The 24459-nt window shown below is 60.6% G+C and carries 20 protein-coding genes; 10 read left to right on the top strand and 10 right to left on the bottom strand.

Annotation, left to right across the window (positions count from 1 at the left end):
* Nucleotides 1–18: 18 nt before the first annotated feature.
* Complete coding sequence (locus tag MMF96_RS15805; RefSeq protein ID WP_256884103.1) at nt 19–300, bottom strand: helix-turn-helix domain-containing protein; 282 nt, start codon at nt 298–300, stop codon at nt 19–21.
* Nucleotides 301–443: 143 nt separating this feature from the next.
* Between MMF96_RS15805 and MMF96_RS19805 the strand changes: the two genes are divergently transcribed.
* The 8 genes from MMF96_RS19805 (at nt 444) to MMF96_RS15765 (ending at nt 8731) form a co-directional block, all read left to right on the top strand.
* Complete coding sequence (locus MMF96_RS19805) at nt 444–1064, top strand: DUF6668 family protein (protein ID WP_309145234.1); 621 nt, start codon at nt 444–446, stop codon at nt 1062–1064.
* Nucleotides 1065–1173: 109 nt separating this feature from the next.
* On the top strand, nt 1174–1365 hold the full coding sequence (locus MMF96_RS15795) for a hypothetical protein (protein WP_256884101.1): 192 nt from the start codon (nt 1174–1176) through the stop codon (nt 1363–1365).
* 11 nt (nt 1366–1376) lie between these two features.
* Complete coding sequence (locus tag MMF96_RS15790) at nt 1377–2105, top strand: hypothetical protein (RefSeq protein ID WP_256884100.1); 729 nt, start codon at nt 1377–1379, stop codon at nt 2103–2105.
* 89 nt (nt 2106–2194) lie between these two features.
* Complete coding sequence (locus MMF96_RS15785; RefSeq protein ID WP_256884099.1) at nt 2195–3439, top strand: hypothetical protein; 1245 nt, start codon at nt 2195–2197, stop codon at nt 3437–3439.
* Nucleotide 3440: 1 nt separating this feature from the next.
* Nucleotides 3441–4952, top strand: a complete 1512-nt coding sequence (locus MMF96_RS15780; protein WP_256884098.1) for an SCO6880 family protein — start codon at nt 3441–3443, stop codon at nt 4950–4952.
* Nucleotides 4952–6544, top strand: a complete 1593-nt coding sequence (locus MMF96_RS15775) for a helicase HerA domain-containing protein (protein ID WP_375141452.1) — start codon at nt 4952–4954, stop codon at nt 6542–6544. The genes MMF96_RS15780 and MMF96_RS15775 overlap by 1 nt, the downstream gene beginning before the upstream one ends.
* Nucleotides 6544–8313, top strand: coding sequence for a type IV secretory system conjugative DNA transfer family protein (locus MMF96_RS15770; RefSeq protein ID WP_256884096.1), 1770 nt, complete (start codon nt 6544–6546; stop codon nt 8311–8313). Before MMF96_RS15775 ends, MMF96_RS15770 begins: the two co-directional genes overlap by 1 nt.
* Nucleotides 8306–8731: a DUF4913 domain-containing protein gene (locus MMF96_RS15765; RefSeq protein WP_256884095.1), complete on the top strand. Its 426-nt coding sequence runs from the start codon at nt 8306–8308 to the stop codon at nt 8729–8731. Before MMF96_RS15770 ends, MMF96_RS15765 begins: the two co-directional genes overlap by 8 nt.
* A 71-nt stretch (nt 8732–8802) precedes the next feature.
* Here MMF96_RS15765 and MMF96_RS15760 read toward each other — a convergent pair whose 3' ends face one another.
* The 6 genes from MMF96_RS15760 to mobC all read right to left on the bottom strand — a co-directional run bounded on the left by MMF96_RS15760 (nt 8803) and on the right by mobC (nt 14210).
* Nucleotides 8803–9846, bottom strand: a complete 1044-nt coding sequence (locus tag MMF96_RS15760; RefSeq protein WP_256884094.1) for a hypothetical protein — start codon at nt 9844–9846, stop codon at nt 8803–8805.
* Nucleotides 9843–10901 carry a DNA methyltransferase gene (locus MMF96_RS15755; protein WP_256884093.1) on the bottom strand — a complete coding sequence of 353 codons (1059 nt, stop codon included), beginning with the start codon at nt 10899–10901 and terminating at the stop codon, nt 9843–9845. Before MMF96_RS15755 ends, MMF96_RS15760 begins: the two co-directional genes overlap by 4 nt.
* Nucleotides 10902–11067: 166 nt before the next feature.
* Nucleotides 11068–11856 (bottom strand): hypothetical protein, encoded by a 789-nt coding sequence (locus tag MMF96_RS15750; RefSeq protein WP_256884092.1) that lies wholly within the window; start codon nt 11854–11856, stop codon nt 11068–11070.
* Nucleotides 11849–12244 carry a hypothetical protein gene (locus tag MMF96_RS15745; protein WP_256884091.1) on the bottom strand — a complete coding sequence of 132 codons (396 nt, stop codon included), beginning with the start codon at nt 12242–12244 and terminating at the stop codon, nt 11849–11851. The genes MMF96_RS15750 and MMF96_RS15745 overlap by 8 nt, the downstream gene beginning before the upstream one ends.
* Nucleotides 12245–12258: 14 nt before the next feature.
* Complete coding sequence (locus tag MMF96_RS15740; protein WP_256884090.1) at nt 12259–13818, bottom strand: relaxase/mobilization nuclease domain-containing protein; 1560 nt, start codon at nt 13816–13818, stop codon at nt 12259–12261.
* Nucleotides 13818–14210: a plasmid mobilization relaxosome protein MobC gene (mobC, locus tag MMF96_RS15735; RefSeq protein WP_256884089.1), complete on the bottom strand. Its 393-nt coding sequence runs from the start codon at nt 14208–14210 to the stop codon at nt 13818–13820. Before mobC ends, MMF96_RS15740 begins: the two co-directional genes overlap by 1 nt.
* A 248-nt stretch (nt 14211–14458) precedes the next feature.
* On the opposite strand from mobC, the gene MMF96_RS15730 reads away from it, so the two are divergent.
* On the top strand, nt 14459–14773 hold the full coding sequence (locus MMF96_RS15730; protein WP_256884088.1) for a hypothetical protein: 315 nt from the start codon (nt 14459–14461) through the stop codon (nt 14771–14773).
* A 407-nt stretch (nt 14774–15180) separates the two neighbouring features.
* On the opposite strand, the gene MMF96_RS15725 is transcribed toward MMF96_RS15730, so the two are convergent.
* The 3 genes from MMF96_RS15725 to MMF96_RS15715 form a co-directional block, all read right to left on the bottom strand.
* A complete protein-coding gene (locus MMF96_RS15725) occupies nt 15181–20145 on the bottom strand; it encodes a helicase-related protein (RefSeq protein WP_256884087.1) in 4965 nt (1654 codons plus the stop codon).
* 95 nt (nt 20146–20240) lie between these two features.
* Complete coding sequence (locus tag MMF96_RS15720) at nt 20241–20672, bottom strand: TnpV protein (protein ID WP_256884086.1); 432 nt, start codon at nt 20670–20672, stop codon at nt 20241–20243.
* Nucleotides 20672–21379: a recombinase family protein gene (locus MMF96_RS15715; protein ID WP_256884085.1), complete on the bottom strand. Its 708-nt coding sequence runs from the start codon at nt 21377–21379 to the stop codon at nt 20672–20674. The genes MMF96_RS15720 and MMF96_RS15715 overlap by 1 nt, the downstream gene beginning before the upstream one ends.
* A 301-nt stretch (nt 21380–21680) precedes the next feature.
* On the opposite strand from MMF96_RS15715, the gene MMF96_RS15710 reads away from it, so the two are divergent.
* Nucleotides 21681–24263: a DEAD/DEAH box helicase gene (locus tag MMF96_RS15710; RefSeq protein WP_375141451.1), complete on the top strand. Its 2583-nt coding sequence runs from the start codon at nt 21681–21683 to the stop codon at nt 24261–24263.
* Nucleotides 24264–24459: the final 196 nt, after the last annotated feature.

The following is a 24459-nucleotide window of genomic DNA, read 5'->3' as shown; positions in this document are numbered from 1 at the left end:
CGCTTGTTTTCGCTGCTTTTAGTCCTGCTCGATGTTCGGTTCCGGCTGCGATTCGGGGGCTTTGCCCAGACGCAGGGAGTTCCGGTTCTCCCACACCCAGTCCCGTACCTCGTCCCGGGAGATCAGCCAGGTCTTTTCGATCTGGTAAGCCGGAATCACCCCAGTCTGGAGCCAGCGGTACACCGTGTTGCGGGACATGCCAAAGATGGCCTCCAAGTCCTGCGGGGTAAGCCGCTCGGAATAACTGGCAAAGAGGGCATCAAGATATTTAGGATCCACTCTCATTCCGTCCCAGTCCATGAAGACATACTAACGCACTTACGGGTACGATAAGGTACTAGAAGTGACCAAACGTTACTCTGAGTCGTTCTTATAGCCATGGAAAGCCTTTCGTGACAGACGGTACAGATACGATCATTGCGGACATGTCAGGGGGATGTTAAATGCCAGTCTCAAAGAACCGCTGGATAAGTCTCGGCAGTGAATACGTTGACGATCCAGCACCCGCAGTAGTAGATGATCCGTCAGCGCTCCACCCTACGGGACCAACAAAACCCCAACTCAGTGTCCCGCAACCGGAACACGTTGACCGGCTACCTCGCCGGAACGTCCCTGACGGCTCTGCGGATTACTGGTGGTTGGGTGTTCATGGAGGCGCTGGAGAGTCCTCGTTAGCTCGTCTCGATAAGCAGACCAAGGCAGCAGGCCACCATTGGCCCATGAATCCCGCTGGGTCCACCATCGTGTTGGTCGCCAGATCCAATATGCATGGTCTGCGTGCGGCGCAGCGAGCTGCGACGGAATGGGCCTCCGGTTCGTTGCCGGAGGTCACCGTGGCCGGTCTCGTTCTCTCTGCCGACGCTCCCGGCAGAATGCCCAAAGAGATTCGCGAGTTCGCTCGCGTCGTTGGTGGAGGAGTGCCACACCTCTGGCACATCCCCTGGATTGAAGAGTGGCGGCTGGGTCACGAAATACCCTACGAACTGCTCCCCAAAGATGTGCGCACGGTCCTCGATCAGGTGCGTAGCGCTACAAAAAACACTGCCGGCTCGCCGGCCAAATAGAAAGTAGAAGAATATGTTAGTCTCCAAGGCTTTGTACTGGTCCGGCACCGTACTAACCGTTGTTCCCAACCCTGGCACCGGTGAGGCACCTCCCGGGTCCGAAGGGCTCTTGACGATCCTGAAATGGGTCGCCTGGATCGTTTTTGCCCTGGCCGTCGTAGGCATCCTGATCTGCGCTGGAACCATGATGGTGAACAACCGTCGTGGCGAGGGCGGTGAGCACGCCGCCCGGCTGTCCTGGGTCCTCGGCGGCTGTGTCCTCGCAAGCGTCGCTTCAGGCGTTGTAGGCGCCTTGGTCTAAGGAGTAGAGCCATGACTGAGTCGGCAGAAGCGAACAAAGACCAAAATCCACTGACCAAGCCCAAATTCATCATCTCCGCCGTAGTTGTAGCCATTCTTGTAGCGCTGGCCATCATCCTGCCCCTGCTGCCAAAAGGGGAAGGAGCGGCCAGCCCGGCTCCCACCATGGCAGCGACGAGTACAGCGACTGCCACTGTGGAATCAGGAAGTGCAGCGAGCATATGCGGACTTCCGACAGGCCCCCAGTCAAAACTGGCAACTGCTCCGACCGACACCAAGTGGGAACTCGTAGGAAAAGTCGCGGCTCCCACTTCCCCCCGGGAATTTGGACCAGGAAAGGTCGCTGCGAATGGTCTCAGATCGTGTTTTTCCCACTCTCCGACAGGTGCCTTGTACGCGGCAGTAAACCTCACCGCACTGTCGGGGTCCGGGAAAGCAGGACTCGTCTACAAGTATTTGTCCGTCCCTGGTCCTCAGCGCGACAAAATGCTGAACGAGTCGCCAGCTGCTTCTGACGGAAGTGTTACGGCTCAGCTGGCTGGCTTCATGGTCCGTTCCTACGACTCAGACCAAACCGTGGTTGACCTTGCCTTCAAGGCAGACAACGGGACCTATGTTTCGATACCCGTCCCCCTTCAGTGGTCTGGCGGCGACTGGAAATTTATAATCCCGGCCACGGGAGACACTGGCTCACAGCAGATTTCTGATCTGAGCGGCTATATAGAGTGGGGCGCTTTCTAGTGGCTGGGTGCACTGGCTGGAATGTGCTCAATCCTCTTTGCCACGCGAGCGAAGCGGTTCAAGACATAGCTAATGACAGCATCAAAAACATGGCACAGGCCGTAGCTGACGCTGTTGGACAGACCGTTAAAACGCTTGGCACCTTTTGGGTCAATGTCGGCACACCGAACTTGACGGCCACCGCTGGGGGAAGCGCACCGAGTGATCCCGTTGCATTCCTGCAGAACAGCCTATGGTTCTGGACTGCTGCATTGGCAGTGCTATCTGTCCTGGTGGGCGCGGCCAAGATGATCATCGAACGCAGGGGTTCACCCCTGCGCGACCTCGCGCGATCACTGGCGACCCTGGTTGTTGTTTCCGGTGCGGGGGTCGGAGCCGTTGGGTTGCTGACTATAGCAGCCGACAAGTTCTCCGTCTGGATTATTGACAACTCCACCGGACAATCCTTCAGCGACAACATCACAGCCATGCTGCTAATCACGTCGGCGGACGGCCCACTGGGGGCGATCATGATCATTTTGCTTGGTCTGATTGCGATCCTTGCCTCCGTGATTCAGATCGTTCTCATGATTGTTCGCGGGGGTCTGCTGGTCGTCCTGACTGGCATATTTCCTACAGCCGCTGCCTTCACGAATACGGAGGCCGGCAAGGGTTGGTTCCAGAAATGCGTGGCATGGCTCATTGCTTTCATCCTCTATAAACCGGCCGCTGCAATTGTCTACGCCACTGCATTCAAGCTCGTCGGGACGAACGTCTTCGGCAACGTCGGAGACGGCAAGACCTTCGGTTCTGCCCTATTGAGCACCGTGACCGGTTTGTCCCTGATGGTTGTCGCTTTGTTCGCGATGCCGGCTCTGATGCGCTTCGTCACTCCGATGGTCGGCGCCGCCACCGGTGGTGGCGGCGCACTGGCGGCCGGAGCAATTGGCGGCCTGGCTTCGGGAGCCGTGAATATGGGAATGTCGGGCCGTGGTGGGGGCGGATCGACCAGCCCGGCTGCTGCGCCGACATCCAGCCAAAAGGAATCCGGACAAGGACCCACGGGCACCAGCAGCCAGGGTGAGACCGGTAAGGCAGGAAAGAGCGGTGGCGCCCCTGCTTCCCAGGGAGCCCAAGCTTCGACTGCCGGTGGTGGGGCGGCCTCAACGGGCGGCGCGGCAGCTACTGCCGGCGGTGGGGCAGCCGCAACCGGAGGAGGCGCGGCGGCGGCCTCGGGTGGCGCCGCGGCAGCTGGTGGGCCGGCAGGCATTGCCGTTATGGCAGGTGTCAAGGCGGGCAAGGCCGCTGCAGGGGCGGCTAAATCAATAAGCGACGAATCAACAGGGGAGGCCTGACATGGCCGCTATCGACAACACGTATCAAGAGCCGACGTATGGGAATTGGCGCAAGCCACGAAAAGCAGGCATCGGAACACTGGGAGGCCTGGCCACTGCCGGCCTCTTCGTGGGCCTGATCGTGACTGTTGTGTGCTTTTTTCTTGGCGGTTGGCCCGCCGGCCTGGTCGCGCTGGTCGTGTTGGGCGTGGCCCTGGCCGTCGTTTCGGTGAGTGACAAGCACGGCAAGTCCATAGGTGAGCGTATCTTTGGCCGGTTGGCCTTCGGTTCGGCCCGTCGACGAAAAATCAATCTTTACCGGTCCGGCCCGCTCGGGCTAGTGCCCTGGGGAGAGTTTCAGCTGCCTGGTATCTCGGCAGGTTCAAAACTGTACGAATTCAAGGATTCATACAGCCGCCCATTCGCCTTGATTCACCTGCCGTCCACGGCGCACTACACCGTTGTCTTTGGCACACAACCTGATGGCGCCTCACTGGTCGATCCGGAGCAAGTCGATGCCTGGGTGGCTAACTGGGGCGGCTGGCTGGCTGGCCTGTCCAATGAGCCGGCCGTGGTGGCCGCGTCCGTGACGGTCGAGACGGCGCCCGATTCCGGGGCACGCCTGCGCCGGGAAGTCGAGTCTAATATTCACGAAGATGCCCCTGACATTGCCAAGGCCATGCTGCGTGAGGCTTTGGAAACCTATCCACAGGGTTCTGCAACGATCCGGGCCTGGGTGGCCCTGACGTTCAGCGCAGCCGCCCGGTCAGGCGGCAAGCGGCGCACGGCTGACGAGATCGCCCGCGATTTGGCATCCCGGCTGCCTGGCTTGACGGAACGTTTGGAGTCCACGGGGGCTGGTGCTTGCACTCCATTGACGGCACAGGAGCTATGCGAGGTTGTACGCATTGCTTACGACCCTGCCGCAGCCCGGCTCATTGAGGAAGCCCACTACCAGGGCACTCCCGTTGACCTGGGGTGGGGTGATGTTGGCCCGTCCGCCCATCAAGCAGACTGGGACGGCTACCGGCATGACTCCGGGCACTCCGTGTCCTGGACCATGACCGGTGCACCGCGCGGGCATATCATCGCGTCCGTGCTGGCCCGGCTGGTTGCTCCCCATGGGGAGATTGACCGTAAGCGAGTCACGTTGCTTTACCGTCCGATTGAGTCGGGCCGTGCCGCTTCCATCGTTGAATCCGACCAGACAAACGCCTTGACCAGGGCATCATCGACGAACCGGCCAACGGCCCGCTCCCTCGTGGATGCCCGTGCAGCCCAGGCAACGGCGGCGGAGGAAGCCAAGGGGGCGGGCCTGGTCAACTTCGGCATGGTTGTCACCGCAACCGTCCTCTCCTCTGAGGCTCTCTCGGATGCGGTGGCCACGGTGGAAGGCAATCTCGGCCCGTCCGCGCGCCTGCTCCTGCGTCGGGCCTACGGTTCCCAGGATTCGGCCTTTGCTGCGTCACTGCCGCTGGGACTGGTGTTGCCTAAGCATTTGAAAGTCCCTGAAGAGATCCGCGAGGCCATGTGATGTTCGGCAGTAAGACAAAGCATTCGAGGCCTGACAGCAAAACACGGACCCTTCCAGCTGCAGTTGTCCGTCGTCCGGGTTTGCGTGGATGGCGGGGCCGGGGCCAGGGTGAGGCCTCCTATGTGACGGCCGCCGATGAATGGCGCGGTACATCCGTGCAGGTCTGTGGGATGTGGCCATTTGTTGCCGGCAGCGGCACCCCCATTCTGGGGGTGCCCATCGGTGTCCAGACGGACACGGGCGCACCGTTTGGCGGTGACCCCATTAGTTGGTTCATGCACGGGATGATCAACAACCCCTCCATGTTCGTCCTCGGCCTGCCCCACTATGGCAAGTCCACGCTGGTGCGTCACATGGTGTTGGGTCTGGCCGGCAGGGGCATTAACCCGCTGATCTTGGGCGACTTGAAACCTGACTATGTGGACTTGATCAAGGCCATGGGCGGCCAGGTCATCAGTCTCGGACCGGGCCGCGGCCACCTGAACGTCCTTGACCCGGGCGAGGCGACGGATGCGGCCCTCCGGCTGCTGGCTGCCGCCGAAGGGCACAGGGCCAAAGCAACCCTCGAGGCGGACGAGGCCGAGAAAACGCGCCTGCTGGCGGCGGCCGTGAAAGCTGCGAGGCTGGCCGACGAGCTGACGGCCGATGCCCACAACCGCCGCTTGAACATGATCACTGCCTTGATTACGATCGTGCGGACCCAAAAGCCCAGCGCGCATGAAGAATCAATGCTTGACCGGATACTGCACATCGTCGATGAACGGTTGGACCGCGTGGCCTTGATCGGTGACTTGATCGAGGTCATCAAGGAAGCGCCTCCGGAGCTGCGCGACATTGCCCTGGACCGAGGCGACATGTCCCGCTACCTGGACGCCACGGACCAGCTGCGCCAATCGCTGTACTCCCTGGACGGGACAGGTCGGTTCGGGGACATGTTCTCCCGCCCGACGGACCAGCCCATGAGCCTTGGCAAGCCGGTCGTCTTTGACCTTTCGGGTATCTCCGATACCCAGCGGGACATTCAGGCCGCCTCGCTGCTGGCTTGCTGGTCCACCGGCTTTGCCACGGTGCAGGTTGCCCATGCCCTGGCTGACGCCGGTCTTGAACCTCGCCGGAACTACTTTGTGGTGATGGACGAGTTGTGGCGGGCGCTGCGCTCCGGTGAAGGCATGGTGGACCGGGTGGATTCCCTGACCCGCCTGAACCGCACGGAAGGCGTGGGCCAGGCCATGATCACGCACACCATGAGCGATTTGGAGGCACTGCCCACGGAGTCCGAACGGATGAAGGCCCGCGGATTTGTGGAACGCTCCGGCATGGTCGTCTGCGGGGCACTGCCGGGCGGGGAAATGGAGAAGCTGAACAAGGCGGTCACGCTCTCCCGCGCCGAACAGGCACGGCTTATTTCCTGGGCTGACCCGGGGTCATGGACGGACGTGGGCGGCTCACGCAAGCGGGTACGGCCCGGATTGGGGAAGTTCCTTTTCAAGGTCGGCGGCCGCCCTGGCATTCCGGTGGCGTTGAAGCTGACCAGTGTTGAAAAGTCGCTGCACGATACGAATAAGCGCTGGCACGATGAGGGGGAAGAGTAATGGGTGCACCGAACAGCAACAAGCGTTCCCAGCTCGGCGGCGAAACGATCATCCTCTGGGTGGTCATTGCCGTGGTCGTGTTGGGTACCGGCTCCGTGACCGGGGCCGTCCACGTGGGGTCGATGCTATCCGGTGACGGCCAGCAGCTCCCGGGCAATCCCTTTGCCCTGGTCCTTGGTCTTATCAAAGGAACAGTGAGCTGGCCGCCGGCCGCTACATGGGTGTTGATTGGCCTGGGCTTCCTCGTCGTGGTCCTGGCTGTTCTGGTGCTGCGCGTGACGCTGCGTCGTCGCTCCAAGCGCTCCCGCGTGGACATCGCCGCCCAGCACATGGCCAAAGGCAAGGACTTGCGGGCACTGAGCCTGCGCGGGGCGACAGCCACGGCCGAACGCCTCGGCGTAAAGGGCTCACCTGGTGTCCCGGTCGGCAAGACGGTCCTTGGCAAGCAGATGGTATTTGGCTCGTGGGAAGACATGCACATCGACATTTGGGGGCCTCGAACGGGTAAGACGACCTCGAGGGCGATCCCGGCGATTCTCGCCGCCCCGGGCGCTGCCCTGGTCACCTCGAACAAGCGCGACATTGTGGACGGCACCCGCGACGTGCGGGCTGTCGCCGGTCCGGTGTGGGTCTTCGATCCTCAGTCAGTGGCCTTGGAAGAACCGGACTGGTGGTGGAACCCACTGTCGTACGTGACGGACGAAGTGCGAGCTGCACGACTCGCTGACCACTTTGCTTCCGGTTCTCGCGGTCCCGATGCGAAAACGGATGCCTATTTCGACCCGGCCGGGCAAGACCTCTTGGCTGGCCTGTTGCTCGCGGCTGCCCTCGACGGCCGGCCCATCACGCAGGTGCACACCTGGTTGACGCGGCCGACGGACGATGAGGCTGTGGACATTCTCAAAACTCACGGATTCACCCAAACCTCAAACGCCGTGGCCGGCGTCGTCAACGCTCCCGATAAGCAGCGCGGCGGTGTCTATGGCACGGCGCTGCAAATGGCGTCCTGCCTGACTAACCGCCAGGTGGCCCAGTGGGTCACCCCGCAAGGTGCGGCCGACACGCGGCCGCAGTTTGATCCTGCCGCGTTTGTGCGGTCCAAGGGCACGCTGTACAGCCTTTCCAAGGAGGGCAAGGGAACCGCCGGACCGTTGGTAACCGCGTTGACCGTGGCCACGGTGGAAGCGGCGGAAGAACTAGCCGTGCATTCCCCGGGTGGCCGCTTGGCCACGCCCATGATTGGCGTCCTGGATGAGGCGGCCAACGTGTGCCGTTGGCGCGAGCTGCCGAACCTCTACAGCCACTATGGTTCACGTGGCATCGTCCTGCTGACCATTCTTCAATCCTGGTCCCAGGGCGTGGAGGTCTGGGGTCGCGACGGGATGCGCAAACTCTGGTCGGCGGCCAACATCAAGGTCTACGGCGGCGGCGTGGCCGAAGCCGAGTTCTTGAACGAGCTGGCGCAGCTGGTGGGGGAGTACCGCTACTCCAACACCACCCAGAACCGTTCCAAGCAAGGCACGTCCTACAACCACGACGACGACCGCAAGGAACGCACCCTGGACGTCTCGGACCTCGCAGCGTTCCCTCGTGGCCGCGCAATCATGTTTGCCTCCGGTGCCCCTGCCGCATTGCTGGAAACGGTGCCGTGGATGAGCGGCCCTCACGCCGACGCGGTCAGAGCGTCCATTGATGCTCATGATCCAGCGAACCGTCCGGCGGCCGCCGCCGGCAACCGCTGGATTGCTGCCGGGGCCTCCGATGAGTGAGGAACTGGGAGAGTGGGACGACGAACTGGATCGTACAGCTACAGCCGTCACGGAGCCGGCAGAACAGGACGGGGACGCCCCCGAACTGTTCTATGCCAACGTGGCCGAATTCGTCGGAGACAAGCTGGCACCCACGTATCGCAGGCACATCAACCCTGGCGGCGGGATCACCTGGTGCCCGCAGTGGTGGAAGCATGCCGAAGCGATTAGTCGGCTGGAAGCGCTCTGGCGGGCCTGGGAGTTTCTGCGCCTGGAAGGTGCCACGGGGATGAGCGTGTGGTGGCGTGACCACGCGGACCACCACATGTCCGTCCTGCTCTCGGCCGACGGCCCTTTCAAGGGTTGCAGCCCCGACGACGGGCACAAGTCCAAGCTGCCGCCGCTGCCATGTGAGGAACCGCCAGCAGGACTCTTCTGAGATAAGCCCGGCGCCCTCCCATCAAATCGTGCTGACCCCTAGTCAGGATTCACGGCATAGCGCGACAGCTGTTAGTCAGGAGGGCTTGCCGCAGCTGGAGGGTTCCCGCTAATAAGTTCCTGAAGTCGGTGCAGCACAGCACCAATTTCATCACTTCGAGCGTCATCAAGCTTATTGCTGACTCTAGCGAGGGCCCTCTGTATGGCAGCGTCAACCTGGTCGGTGTTGGCGTTATCTGAATATGTCTTAAAAAACGAAACCCAATGTTTGGCCCGAATGCCGGCTACCGGCGTCTTAAGCATCTCATCGCAATAGCTGTCCATCAAGTCTGGGACACGTGCGACGCGCCCGAAATTTGATCCACCGTCTGAATTTGCTTTGTCAGCAGTTCGTACTTTCGGAGATGGGTATGGGGTCGCTCCAGCCGGGCTAGTGATGCCGGTATCACCTGATGCACCTCTGAGATTCTCCCAATAGTAATTGCGAAGATCGGCAGCGTACATTGCTTGTTCTACAAAAGGTTCATAGACGACAGGGACCCCGGCCAGCACGTTTGAAAGACGCCAAGGGACTACAACTAATAGATCAAATTCTGAGCATGCTTTCCTACTGGCAGTGTAGCGAAAACTCGGTTCACCTTCCTTGCTGAGGAGGTACCATCCTTTGAGCTCGATTCCGAGCACTGGCGACGGTTTATCAGCAGAGCGACTCACCAGCCGAACATCGGGGAATGTCTGGCTGCTTCGTTCGAATCCGTATTCGGACCACTCGTCGTCAGGATCCCAAACTTCACGAATTCGGTTGAGTGTAGTTACGGTCTGAACTTCAATAGTCCCGCCCAAGACGGTGTTCAGCGAGAAAAGATCCCCTGCTTCTAGTCCTTCGATGGCTGTTGTGGATCTGAAATAGAACGGGAGGGCTGCAAGTGCATCGCGTACGTTTTTAACCAGCTTCTCGCGCTTCGGCTCCGAGCTAGGAAGTTGTGTGCGCTCAGGGCGGGATGGGATGCCAGGTTCTGGGGAGGACATGAATTCTGTAGCCGACGTCTCGATATGCGTGGTGGGGGCATTATCGGCTGATGAAAGTTCTGCACCTGACGTAGTGTCGTCGATCACGCGCGTGCCTCATTAGCAATGTTGCTACCGTATTCTTGTGCGGCCCCGCGAAGTCGCTCTTCAGCAATCGCTTGAAAGTTCTTGTCAAGTTCTGCGACAAACGCGCGTCGCCCCAGTCCAACAGCGGCCACTGATGCGGAGGCTAATCCTCCAAAGGGTTCCCAAACGACGTCACCCTCTTGGGTGACCGCTTGAACTTGCCGTTCCATGAACTCAAGAGGTTTCTGGTTCAGGTGAGTGGCCGACGCCAAAGAGGGATTGTGTACCCGAGGGGCTGAACGGTTCATTGTTCCCTTGAATCTTTCACTATCGTGAAGGGATGGACGCTGCCACACGTTAGTCAGTCCGTGGACATGGTTCCAGCGGTAACGAAGCTCGTCCCATTCATCAGCGGTCACAGAATTCTGCCCGTCCAGTGAATAGTAGGGCCGCGCCTTTGAATCGCCGTATTCTTGTGCGTACGCCGCCAAGCGCTCAACCATTATTCCGGGTGGCCAGTACCAGAGCCAGTCTTGAGTCAGGTATTTGCGAGTTGCCGCGTTCTTCACTCCACAAGCTTCGTTAGCTTTATTTAGGGCTAGCCCTGCACGCTGCCATTCGTAACGAAGCCATTTTTTTACGCTCATAGGCCCATCGTCGGCAGCATCAATCATAAACTTGCGTTGATACAGCACAGAGACTTCAGAAGCTACGGGAAAGCGTCGAATTGTTTTACCGTTAACGTTCCCCGCGATGTGGGAAATTCCCTTGTCCCATGTGATGGTCTGAACGTATTCCCAGCCATGGGCCACGAGAAGCGGGTGCACGGTTGCCCAGCCAATTTCCGTGTTCCAAAACCAGAGCGTTGTTGCCGGGGTAGCTGCCTGCTCCCAAGCCGTGACATGGGGGCGATACCATTCAACAAGATCGTCAACACCTGTGGTGTCCCCGTGAAAGCCGCGTACACCATATGCACCATCGGAGATGATTGTTGTAGGGTTTTCCCAAGAGGAATATGCCCTCAAAACGTTGCCCTTATGAAGGGTGTAGGGGGGACGGAGCTGAGATACATTCACCACCCAACAGTAGCAACGGGTGGGGACACTCGGTTGCATCACCGGGCCGGGGCCCCGGGCCAACGAAGAAGCAACTCCAAATTGCGGTTGAGGCGAGAGGCGCAGACCGCCTAGTTTGCGCCTCTCACTGTTGATCCTAGTTCAGTGACTTCAGCCATTTTCCCGCCTAACGGCTCATGCCCTTTTGCAGGACCTTCGCCGGCCCCGTAGCTCCGCGCGTCTTGCGTGCCTTGGGTGCCTTTCCTGAAACTTTGGCCACTGCTGCACTGGGCGGGGTTCCCTGGTCCTGGTCAGCGCTCAACCGCGCCTGTACGGCTTCCTTGTCGACAACGCCTTCAAGACTGGCGGCCAGTCCTTTGCGCCGCTCGGCCGAGTCGTATTTGAGGCCTGCTTCGTCCCGTAAAGCGTCGGGTCGGTCGTTCTCTTCGACCGCGGCCCTCTGGCGGTCCTGGTCTTCCCGTGCGGCTTCTGCCAACAGCTGGGCTGCCTGCGCGTTCTCTTCTGTCCCTGCGCCGCGTTCCTTGTCGGCCTTCTCCCGGTCCCGTTCGGCTTTCGCCAGGGCTGTGGCCACGGACGTTTCGTCAGCGCCCAGGTTGTCTACGTCCAGCCCGTACCGCCGCTGCACCTGGTCCTTGATCGTGGCGGCCGCATTGCGGGCCGCCGGGTCGTGGTTTTTCCACGCCGTGGCCGTCTCGTGCACGCGTTCAATGTCGCGGCCGCTGGCGGCGTCCCACCATCGGTTGTCCATAACAGGGGCGAGCTGTGCACGCGCCCCTGCGCGCTCGGCGTCGAGCCGCCCTTGCAGTTCCCGCGCCTGTTGTTCCTCGGCTGCCTGGGCGCGGCGCAGGGCCGTTTCGTGTGCCCTGGCAAGTTGTTCGCCTAGTCGGCCGGCAACGGTCAGCGCGACGCGGGACATTCCTTCAATAGCTTCCTCAATACCGTCTGATTCACTCATCGCTTTCCTCCCTGATGTTAACTTTCGAGGCTGTATCCCAAGACAAACCGCCTAGGTCGTCACCAAGATCTGTCCATGCACAACGAGCTTTCCATTCAAGCTCTTCATTTGATTCCCACACTTCCCGAAGCCGATCGAGGCTCAGATTGGGATGAGCGTAAGCGACGTCATACCACCACAGGTCCATATCGCCAGCCATCAACCCTCCAACTGAGTAGCCCACCAGTTCATACCCATCGCCCCAGACGGACTCTACGGGATGGACCACGAACCCAGCAGCGTACAAACCGCGAACGTATTCTGCCTCAGTCCGCGAATTGGCAGCACACCTGCAGACCCGCTCGAGAATGTCTTCCTTCATCCGGTCCACGTCGATTGATTCAGCCACGATTTCCCCTGATGTCATCTTTCAACGTCCGGGCGGGTGGTCCCGCCTCGGGTTGTAACGGGGGTGCGTGCCTGCTCGTACTTGGGTGGCACCACTGAACCGGCTACACGTGCCGGGGCCTGTCCGGCGGCACTCATCCGCACAGCTTCCGCAGCTTCGCTATCAACGGCCTGGACTGGCACTGTGGCGCTCGGGAGTGCAGCAGCCACCTGGCTAAGTTGCGTCCTAACAAGGTCGCTGATCTGGCGGGCACGCCGCAAATCGTTGGACGCTTTGTGCATGTCATGGACAGCCTTGGAGACGTTAAGCAACTGCCGCAGCATGATTGCCTGGGCAGCGGTCCCTTGACCGCCCATGGTGGCCGCCATGAGGATCATGGAGGCACCTCGTGCGGACGGCCCGACACTCTTGATCGGGCGTACAGGGTAGCGGCGTAGCTGGGCTGTTTTGGAAAGTTCATCGGCCGCGGCTGCCAGCGGCCCGGGCGTGGCTTCGGTTGCCGTTGACCACGCGGCGAACGCGCCCGACGTTTCCCGGGCAACGTGTGCCCAGGTCGCATGATCGTCCAGCGGAACATTGCGCAAGCTCTCGCGTAGTTGTGCAACCTCGTCGCTGTACCGTTCCCACAGTTGCGGGTCCGGTTCGTTGGCTTCCCTGCCGACACTGACCGGACGCCGGCCGCGTGCGGCGGCTCCCCATTCAGCCACGGCCTCCGTGGCCAATTGTGGGCTGTCGGTCCAGTCGTTGCGCAGTCGTGGCAGCGTCAAGTCCTTGGCCAGGTGTCCGCCGCCGTACCAGACTGGACGCACCCCCTTGGGGGGACGTTCGGCAACGGAGTAGCCCACCACCACGTCGTCTCGGCCAGCAGCGTAGCGGGGCTTGATCATGGCACCCGTGCGGCGGAATCGACGTACAAACTCTGCTTCATCCTGTGCCGATGTAGCGCAGGCTCGAACCTTACGCGCTAGGGATCGTCGTTCCGGTTCCGGTGCACCTCGGCGCTCCGCCACTTCACGTTCGCCTGGGCGCAGACCGCGCATGGCGTAGACAGGGGACAGTTCCTCCAGGCCGTACTTCTTCTCCAGTGTCCTTGCAGTGTCCTGCGCCCTTTTGAAGTCGAGGTGGCTACTCCATTTGGTGCCGTCCTCGCGCACCATGGAAGCGGCAATGTGGATGTGGTCATTGCCGGCCTTGCTGTGGCCGTGACGAACGGCAACCCATGACACAGGCGCTTTGCCACTCGTCTCGGTGAATCCCATACCGTCCATGAAGTCGTTGGCAATATCCGCCCACCTCTGGTCGGTAAGATCGCCTTCCTCGGCACGCAGGCTGAGCGAGCAATGCCAGACGTGACCGCCCTTAACCTCGACACCCAGCACGCTTTTAGCTTGATCCAGCTCGTGGGCAATGGACAGGGCCGCGTCGCGTCCCAGCTCGTCGTCATTGTGCCACGCCATGATTGGCGCAGAACCGGCAACGAGGTGCGGGTCAGTGTGTTCGTTGGCCCGACCTGGCCCTGCCAGGTAGACCAGTAGACCCGCCATGCGGTTACCCTTGGTGATGTTCGGAATCATCAGCCAGCCAGCCCGTCAACGATGCCGTTGATCCGTTCGGCAACGTCGCGTACTCGTCCCAGGGCTACCCGTGCTTCCTCGGGAAACTCATCAGTGGCATTGGCGTGTTTGGCGAGCTGATTCACGTTGTTGGACAGGGCGGCCAGGTAGCGGCGAGCCGCCATGAACTCGGTGACTAGGGCGCGACGCTCGGCCAGTGATTCGGAAGACTGGGCGTACAGGGATGCACTCACCAGAATTTCTGAGGGGCTGCGGCCGGTCTGTTCTTCCAGTACGTAGAGGCGGGTGCGTTCCTGCTCCGACATGGACACCCGAACGTACTGTGTTTGACCGTCAATGTTCGCACGGCGACGACGACTCAAACGACGGCTGGAACTTTGCTCCTCAGCCATTGCCTTGCCGCCTTTCCATGCCCAGCGCAGCGCCCCGGATTATCCGGGATCACACTCCTAGTGTGACGCATCCTCGACACGAAGTCGAGGTGCAAGTCCACTTATGGCACATAAGTGTATAGCTTGCTCCGTCTGGTAACGCCATGCTGGGAAACTCGACTCCGTAGGCGGCGAGTGGACGACTTCACCGCGCCCATCTTCTTGTAAGCCCTAGCGGACTGAAATCCCGCTGCTCTAGACTGGGTGGCATGGCTACCAACATTGATGCACAGAAGATCGAACACGAACTGCAGCAGCGACTCAACAACCGCATGGACTCGGTACGCTCTCTCGTGAAAACTCGCCAAGCTGTGGCGGACGCACGCGACGCACTCGACTCCGCCGAAGACGAGGACGCACGCCAGTACCAAGCAGCGATTAGTGCGGGATGGACAGCCGACGAGTTGCGCGCCTCGGGACTATCCGAGCCGGAAAAGAAGTTGCGCGTTCGTAAGCGGGCGGCACGCAAGCCGGCGGCTGCACCGCAGCCCGAACCGGCCGCAGAAAATGTGGGTCACTCCTAGGTTGCCTCTCGTCCACAGGTGCACAGCAAAAGCTCTATCCTTCGGGCTTTTCCTGCACACAGGTGGACGACATGGACCAGCTGACCGGCTGCACACAACCGCTACGGCACCGACACGATAAGAGGTCACCACAGGCGAGCAGCGGCCATGCACAGCCTCCCACAGCGCTGCGCAAGAGAAGGGCCGGCTAATGCCGGCCCTTCTCCATCACTCACCCCCAAGTTGGAGGGTCCTATTAGGTAGGTCAGTCGTCCTGGTCACAGATCCGGCGTGCCGGCGCGTCTGGGTCGACAGCCCCAGTCACAAGCCAACCTTCTAATCGTGCACGCTCTTCTGCTTGAGGGGAGTCCATCTCTCCCCTCAGTATTTCTGCCTTGATCCTGTCCGCGAATGAACGATCCATAGTGCTACCTCTCCATTGCCTCACGCAGTCTTGGATCACTGGAACGATAGGTCTTATTGACGGAGGTATCCATAGTCGCTGTCTTCAGTCGCTGTCCAGCGGGAGCAGGGAAATCTGCCCGCTGGCTCCTGCGAAGCGCCTCCAATTCAGCATCAAACGTTGGCTGCGGAGCCTCTTCGCCGCGCATCTCGCGACCTATCCTCTCCACTTCCCATCGTGCTGACTTCAAAGCTTCTTCATGTTTGAAAGGCTCCCTCAATGCTGTAACCGCATCCCTGTAGTCCTGGCGGGCTTCCTCTATTTTTTGTTCCTGTATGGCGACAGCCTGGGGCAAACGAACGACCTGATTTTCCAATCTGGTAATCAGTCCCACGTTCGGATTCAACGCAGCGTCCCTGCGGACCTCGACGTAAACCCCTGGGGCTTGGTCTATCTGAAAGCGAACAGGTGATGAATTGATGTCCCCGAGGATTCCCAATCCCTCCACCACGCGAATGTTGTGGCCTGCAATGGTGGCGGCGATTCCCGCATCGCGCTCTGAATGCGGCGATGGCCTAAACGATGTGTTTTCCCGCACCCAGGCACCCAGCGCTTCGGCAGCCTCGGTCCGCTTGTCGAGACGTTCAGCGTCGACCATCATGGAGAACGAATCTCCTCCAATTTCGCCCGTTGTCCGTGCAGCGGCTTCTTGCAACTTGGGCAGGTTTTCAACCAACTTCCTGCCCCTGGACTCAGCGCCATCCTTGCGGTGAACCAGTGACGATTGGTTACGGTTCCATGCACGGCTCAGTCTCTCCAAACGGGAGAGTTCCTGGTCAGCCTTCGACTTCTCAAGGATCAATGGATTGCCGCTGGAAATGGCTTTGACCTCGGCATACGAGAGTGTATTCTCACCCACATCCTCGATCTCTCGCACATCCAGCTTGCCACGCATAATCTGGTCAATGAACCGAGACTTCCGTTCCAGGGTTTGCCACATGAAGGTGTCGAACGAGCCCTTGGTGACCACTTGTGAAATGTCGACCTCGGGGTTTTGGTTTCCCTGTCGAATGATGCGGCCGTGACGTTGGGAAACGTCGGCCGGCCGCCAGGGCGCATCCATGTCCACCAGGTGCACGGCACGGTCTTGAATGTTGGTTCCCACCCCCATCTTCTGCGTGGACCCAACGAGCACTGCCACGTCTCCGTTGCGGCAGGCAGCAAAGAGCCGGCCCTTGTCGGCGTCGTTTTTGGCATCATGCATGAAGCGCACCTTCTCCCCCGGCACACCACGGCTAACAAGGTCGTCCTTGAGCTGGTCATACACGTTCCAGTCCTTTGACGGTGTGCCCAAATCGCAGAAGACGATTTGCAGGGCCCCGGGCGTCGGGTGGTCTTCCCCTGTACCCGGGTTTTCGAAGATGCGGTCCTTGTTCTTTTCGTAAACCTCCGTGATGAGATCCGCCGCTGCACTGGTTTTGGTGGCTGCCTCCAGCATCTCCAGCGTGGGGTCAACCAGGCGCATATCCAGTGCAGCCTTCCGTCCGTCACTGGATATTTTGAGCATGTTGTCATCATGGGGATCAACCAGGCGTTGCTGGACGGCTTCGGCTCGTTCGCCGATGTCCGCAATGTAGTCCGACAGTTCTGCGCTTGGTTCCACCGTGACCATCCGCGGGAGCCGCTTTCCATCGTCACGTGCGGCCAACTTGGGCACAGGCAGCTTGAGGTCTTCGGCGGTCTTGACGTCCGCGAAGGTGTGGAACATTTTCAAGAGCTCCGGGACGTTCTGGAACTTAGCGAACCGTTCCTTCATCTTGAAGTTCTCTCCACCCGCTACGGACATTTCCATGTCAGAGACGACTTCGCCGAAAGTTGCCGCCCAGGTGTCGAAGTCGTGGATGCCGGCCTTTTCCAAGAGGTCCGGACGCAAGTACCGCTGCATGACGTACATTTCGGTGACACTGTTGGCAATCGGTGTGGCCGTGGCTCCGGTAATAACCCGGTCTCCGTGCGTTTCGCGCAAGTATTCGATCTTGGCGTGCAGGTCGGAGGCACGCTTGGAACCATCAATGGCGGCATCGCTGATATTGGAAGGTGTATCGAGGTTCTTGAAGTCGTGCAGTTCATCAACGATCAAATAATCGATGCCGGTCTGCTCGAAGGTGATGCCTGGGTCCACCGGCCTTTCGAGCCTGGCCTTCATCTTTTCTTCCCGGGCTTGGAGACGTGCCTCCATCTTCTTGACGGTCATCGACTTTTCGCCGCGTTCCGCCGCCCGGGCACTCGTGGCGGCCAGTTCCTGGCGCATGCGGTCGGTCTCGCGATTCATGTACGCCTGTTCCGCCGCAGGGGACAGCTCAATGCGCTCAAATGCCGTGCGGGTCATAATGACCGCATCCCAGTCATTGGCCGCAACACGGGCCACGAACTCCCGACGCTTGTCCCCCGTCAAGTCTGCCGACGAGGCCGCCAGAATACGTGCCTGTGGATAGAGTTGCAGCCACTCACGGGCGAACTGGTCCAGCATGTGATTGGGCACGACGACGGCTGGTTTGTTCGTCATTCCTAGCCGGCGTAGTTCCATGGCCCCCATGGCCATCTCGGCAGTCTTGCCAGCCCCCACCTCGTGGAACAGTCCCACGGAAGGTTCTGAAATCATGCGCGCCACCGCTGCGCGCTGGTGCGGGCGTGGATGCCAGTCCTTCACCAGCCCTGGCAGGGTCAATCTCTCACCTTCGACGGTGTAGTCGCGGAGGACCAGGGAATTGAAGCGGCGATTGTATTCATCGGTCAAAACAACAGTGCGTGCTGGGTCTTCCCAGACCCATTCGCTGAACCGCTCCTTGATCATCTGCGCCTTTTCCTGCGCAGCCGTGGTCTCTGTGGGGTTCACGATGCGCCGGCTGCCCTCGGGGTTGTCTGGGTCGGGATCGGTGACCTGGACGCGGCGCTGTTCCAGGAGATTCTTAAAAATGTCTCCCGCAGGCATCCGTTCGGTACCCCAGTCGTTCCGAGCCTGAAAGGTGTGTCTGCTGGCTTTTACATCCCAGCTCGCGCCACTGGCCCTGTCCACATGGGCGCGAGGGTCCCTGATCAGTTCTTGCAGGAACTGTGCATGGATGTCCGGGGAGATCCACACCGAACCGATCTTGGCTTCAATTTCATCGGCACCTAGTGGGCGTGGCAGTACCCCTTGAAGGTCCGTGACGTTGCGCTGATAGATCGGATCATCGACAGCCGCTGCGGCAGCTGCATCGAGCTTTTCGCGGATATTGCCACTGAGATATTCGGCCCGTGTCTCCATCGCGCCCGGTTCCCCGGGAATGTCATAAACCAGGTCGCCAAGGGCTTCACGCGCTTCTCCGTGTTCTATACCCAGCAAGGCGGCGATGCTCCCCAAGTCCACTTCCCCGGCGGCCTCCAGCGTCACCGCCAAGGCCTCGGCGGGGTTGTCTACCCCAAGTACGGGCTTGCGTGGCTGTACTTGGCGTTCCTTGAGCAGTGCTGCAGGTACAGCCTTCTGCGTTCCCTCATCAAAGTATTCAAGCGCTGGCACCAGCGGTCCGTAGGGGTCCTTGCGCAGGGTTGCCATGACACGGGGTTGAGTGCGGGCCATAACTTCCTGCCCGTTGTCGTCGGTGCGTCCGGTGCGCCGCTCCCCGAACCGATTGATGGGCCCGTACTTTTCTGCGTAGTCCTGATACTTCGCGGCCAGATCCGCCCGTGCTGCGGTCAGCTCGTCGGTATCCTCCACATTGGACGCTTCCAAGGTCAACACGGCGCGTGCTCCATCGCGCAGGCCCAATAGCGCGCGAAGCTCTGCTTGTTGGCTGACAGGAACGTTCAATTCCTCAGTGGCCCTGGCTGTGCTGATTTGGGTGAAGGTGCCATCCTCGAGGGCCGCGATGTGTCCTACCTGTTCGCTGGCCGGTGCCTGTGGCAAGCTCGCGGCGACCCGCACCTCGGGGGAGCGCTGGTCTTGGCCGAATCCGCGGCCGGCGGCTACCGCGATGGTCGCAATCTCCTGTAACTGCCCATGCAACTGTGTGGGGACGGCTGGCAGGTCATCGGTGCGCACGTTCACCGTGGCGTTTCCGTACATGCCGTTGCCTACTTCAATTATTCCCAACACTCTGTGCGGGTGCTGCGTGAAATAGTCATTGATGCGTGCGTTGGCCCCGGATTCGGTGGATACGGGATGGGATGTGAGCCATGCTGCGTTTCCTGGCTCTTCCCCTGGTAGGCGACGGCGAAAGACCAGAACATCGGTCAAGGCGTCAGTGCCGGCTGACCTGCGGTGGGCGCCGTTGGGCAGGCGTACTGCACCCAGAAGGTCAGCATTCTCGTAGATTTCGCGCCGCGCTGCGGGGTTCTGCGCGTCGAGTGTAAAAGCGGAGGAAATGACTGCGACCACCCCGCCTGGGCGGGTGAGGTCCAAGGATTTGATGATGAAGTGGTTGTGCATTGAGTGCCGGCCCTGGTTATGGGTCGTATCGTGCAAGGTATTCCTGCCAAAGGGGACGTTACCCACGGCTGCGTCAAAGCGTCCGCTGCCGAATTGTGAATCAGCAAACGATTCGGTGCGGATGGTGGCTTCTGGGTAGAGCGCTTGGGATATGCCTGCGGTTACCGGGTCCAGCTCCACCCCTGTCATGGTGGTGCCTTCCGGTGCCAAACCAATGAAGGTGCCCGACCCGGAGCCTGGCTCCAATACATTCCCGCCCTCGTACCCCAGGCTTTGCAGCGTTTGCCAGATTTCGGCGGCCAGTGCAGGGTCGGTGTAGTGGGCATTGATGACCGTTCGGTTGGCGGCGCGGTATTCGTCCTCGGTGAGCAGTTCGCGCAGCTCTGCCCGATCGTTGGCGAACTCGGCACGGGTTTCATCAAAGACCTCCGCGACACCGGAAGCTCCCCAGCTGCCCCACCGGGCAAGAGCTTCCTTCTCCTGTTCGGTAGCTACTCTGTCGGCTGCTTGCAGTGCTCGCAAGGTGCGTAAGGCTTCAAGGTTGGCGTGGAAACGTGCCCTTGCTCCTGACGGTGCCAGGGCATCTTGGTTCGTGGGAATGAACCGTGTCGGTGCGGCTACTGATTCAGGTTGCTGTCCCTCTCCAACTGGTCCAGTTCTTCCGTCGCTTGCTGTTGCAGTTCTCTCATCTCTTTCACGAACTGGAGGTGAAGGCTCATCTCGCTCGGCTCCTCGTCCTCGTCCTCCGTCAGATCCCCGGCCTGTGGGGTCAGCATCTCTACTCGCACGATTTCCTCGGCCTGCATCTTCGCCGCGTTCAATCGTCCTACTTTCTCCAGATAGGTCTCCCCCGGCAGGTCGTGTCCCGCGATCTTCACCGAGAGGTCCCCCACCGCGTTCTCCGCTTCCTTCCCCAGATTGGTGAACCATTCCTCCGGGTTCACTATCAGCTCGTACTGGCTCGGGGCCAGTATCTTCCACGTGTCCTGCGCGAACTTGCCGTATGCGTTCATTGCGAACCTCCTCTGGTTCTGAAAAGAGAAAATCATCAAAGGATACTTGGCCCTGGATCTGGGTTTTGCGTGCTCTGGCCATCGCTCGGCTCCCGGGTTGAGTTAGCTGGTTTGGTACCAGCGTATCCAGCACCGGCTAAGCCATCTTGGCGAAGCGCACGGATAATAGTGGATCGGCTGACCTTGAATTTGGCCGCAATCCGGTCAAGGGACCATTCTTCGCGTTCCCTGAGCCTGCTCGCCTCGCGCACATCATGGGGTTGCAGCCTCGGTGGCCTGCCACCCTTGCCGGCTGCCACGGCCAACCCGGCCATGGTGCGTTCACGGATGAGCTCGCGCTCCATCTCGGCCACTGAGGCAATGATGCCGAACATCATCCGGCCCTGCATGGTGGTGGTGTCGATGCCTTCGGTCAACGAACGGAAGGCGATCTTGCGTTCCTTGAGCGTGTCCAACAATTCGACCAGGCCACGCACGGTCCGGCCCAGGCGGTCCAGCTTGGTAACCACCAGCGTGTTACCCGGTTGAAGGGCACGCAGGCAGGCATCCAATTCAGGGCGCGGCATGGTCGCCCCGGACTTGCCGTGGTCCGCGTACACGTCATAGCAGCCTGCAGCAACAAGCTGCTGGCGCTGGCTCTCCAAGGACTGGTCGCGAGTGGAAACGCGGGCGTATCCGAGGGAAACACCCTCCGGGACCATGCGCGGTTCCTCCACGCCTTCCAGGCTTTCCGGCCGTTCCATGCTGCTCCCCCTTGGTGGGTCAGAAACCATGTCATGGTGTTGAATTCAGCATACATGTTTCGTACTTGGTTTGTGACCCCATCTGAGTAGAGTTTCTGCGGGTCATAGATGTCAGTTTCCGAAGTCAACTGCACGGAACGTCCAAAGTCGTGTGCACAATTCCCCCGGCTGCCACTCGGAGTGCTCTTCCTCCGCTCAACACGCCAGCCAAGTCCATATATCGATGCGAGTCTTCTCGGATGCGAGACACTTGGTGTGGTAAAGGCCAGGAGACGCGCTCCCGAGCCAGTGAGGAGGCGACGTGGCGTTCGTTCGGACAAAATCAGGTGGGACGAATTACGCATCCCCCGGCGAGCTGTACCGAGATCTGCCGCGGCGTCCAGGTGCTGTGCCCGGTCTGTGGGCGCATCAGTCCGAAATGCTCAAGACCTTCACGTCTCATGCAAACAAACCTGATATCGCTCTTGAGCTGCCGACGGGGACCGGGAAGACGCTGACCGGTTTGCTGATCGCAGAGTGGACACGTCATAGTCGTCGCTCGCGTGTGATCTATGCATGCCCCACGCAGCAGCTGGCACGCCAGGTCGCCGCTGCCGCCTACCGCGAGGGTATCGAGACCGCCCTTCTCATTGGCCGGCACACAGACTGGCCGGTTTCCTCGCATGCAGCGTACGAAGCAGCCGAAGCGATCGCTGTCACAACTTACAGCAGCATTTTCAATAGCAATCCTCACCTAGCCGAAGCCGATTTGATCCTGTTCGATGACGCACACGCCGGCGAGCAATACGTCGGCGAGGCATACAGCGTGGATTTGAGCCGCTGGAAGTCTCCCACCGAGTACATCACTGCCCTCGACACAATCGCACCTGCGCTCGACGGCATATTCCTCGAACGTCTCCGCAACGCGCAACCGGACCCGGGCATCAGCGCCGATGTGCGGCTGGTTCTACCCCTTCGACAATCCGACATGGTCACCAAACTCGATGCCAGCCTGGGCTCGTTCTCGGCACCTCATAACTACAGCTACTCGATGATTCGAGCGGGCCTAGCGTCGTGCTTGGTGTATGTCGCGTACTCGGGAATTTTGATTCGTCCGTACCTGCCCCCGACCCATCAGAACCACCTGTTCTCCGGCGCACGGCAACGGGTATACCTGTCGGCCACATTGGGAGAGGGCGGAGAGCTCGAACGGGCGTTCGGTCGAGCAGGGATTCTCCGTCTAGAGCAGCCCGACGAGAGTACGGCGCCGCGTTACGGCCGGCGGTTCTTTGTCTTCCCTGAGTTTGTCGAGGGTGGGGATACGGCTGAGCTGAGCCGTGCGATCGTGGCCGAGGCAGGCAAGGCCCTCGTCCTTTCGCCTCGCACGGAAACCGCGATGGCCGATGCCTCTGCCCTGGCTCAACCGGGATGGCCAGTCTGGGGCGTCGATCAGGTTGCCGACGGCATGGACGCTTTCGCAAAGCTTGAACACGGAGCGTGTGGCCTGGCTGCACGGTATGACGGACTCGACCTGCCTGGAGATGCGTGCCGTCTTGTCGCACTGGACGGCGTGCCCGATCAAGATAACCTTCAAGAGCGGTTCCTCCAGTCACGCGCACGCGCGGGCGCCGCCTTGGCCGCGCGCGTGCGCACTCGGGTCATTCAGGGGGCAGGGCGGTGCACGCGCGGCCCAGGCGATACGGCCGTCGTGCTCGTCCTCAGCTCAGACCTTTCCAGGTACCTCACCCGTCCCGAGGTAGTTGCTGCTCTCGATGCAGAGTTGCAGGCAGAAATTCGATTCGGCCGCGAGAACTCCCAGACCACATCGGACCACGATGTTCTCAGCAACGTTCAGGCCTTCCTCCGGCAGCACACGGACGAGAGCTGGCGCACTCAAGCAGAACCGGCCCTCACTGACTACCGCCGAGAAATGCCGCAGCGAATGCCGGAGGGCACGGCTGCTTTGTCTTCCTGCGTCCAGGACGAGATTCAGGCATGGGCGGCGGCCACTATCGGGGCCTGGGCCGACGCGTCGCGACATGCCCATGAGGTTGCGCGCCTCGCGGGCACGGGAGGCGTAGGCACCGCCGGCTACCGCGCATTCTGGATCTACCTCGAAGCGGCCTGGGCCGACCTAGCCGCAGAGCAAACGGGCGATGGCGCTGGCCGAGCCGCGGCGCAAAGGCTGGTCCGGCTTGCAGAACAGGTCATGGGCCTAGGGTCATGGGTTCGACAGATGGCACCGTTCCCCGCAATGCAGCGCCCCGCGCTATGCGCCGTAGACGCCCACGCAGTCAACACGATAGCCACCAAGCTGGACGCCGGAGTCAACCAAGGAACAATCCGCCGGCGGATTGGTGAAATGCACGCTGGCCTCGACCAACGTGATCCGAGCAAATACGAGCCGGCGTTGACAGAACTCGGGAAACTTGTTGGCGCGACAGCATCTAAGCCGCCGGGTGCGGGGCGGTGCGACTCGACTTGGTGCTGGGGGAACGAACTTTGGCTTGCTTTGGAAGCAAAGAGCGACCATGAGCCGACGGGAGTCGTTCCGCACAAGGACATCAGACAAGCCAACGATCAGCTGAGACTGCTCGCGGCCGACAGGGGTGTGGACGCCGCGCCTGCCGAAAGCGCAACGGTCGTTATCTCACCTAAGCCGAGCATCCACGATGATGGGATCAAAGGTGCGGAGACTCATGTCCACCTGATCGCGCCGTCTACCATGATCGAGATCGCGTTCGACGTCAGCTCTGTGTGGGAGGAGCTGCTCGCCAGGAGCGCAAATCGAACCTTGCAGGAACTACGCCAGCTTGTTGCCGACACGTTCAACGCTCGGGGCATACTCCCCTCACAACTTCTTGAGCGAGTCACCCATGACCCAGTTGCCGCGAAGGGCCTCTAGACCATGGCAGCTGTAAAACATCCACCGTTTCCGGCTCTCCGGACGCATCAGTGAGTTAATTTCGTTCTGAGAGCACTGGTTTGTGGCCGCCGAGGCTGAGCATGGCCAGTGTGATGAGTGTTTCGGCGCCCTTGGGCGGACTATCCCGCGTTCTCCTCAGGAATTGGGCACCTACAAGGTGGCCGGGTAATATCCC

Origin of the sequence: Arthrobacter sp. STN4 (assembly GCF_024539665.1) — a bacterium.
Lineage (GTDB): Bacteria > Actinomycetota > Actinomycetes > Actinomycetales > Micrococcaceae > Specibacter.
This window is presented reverse-complemented; position numbering and strand designations above follow the sequence as displayed.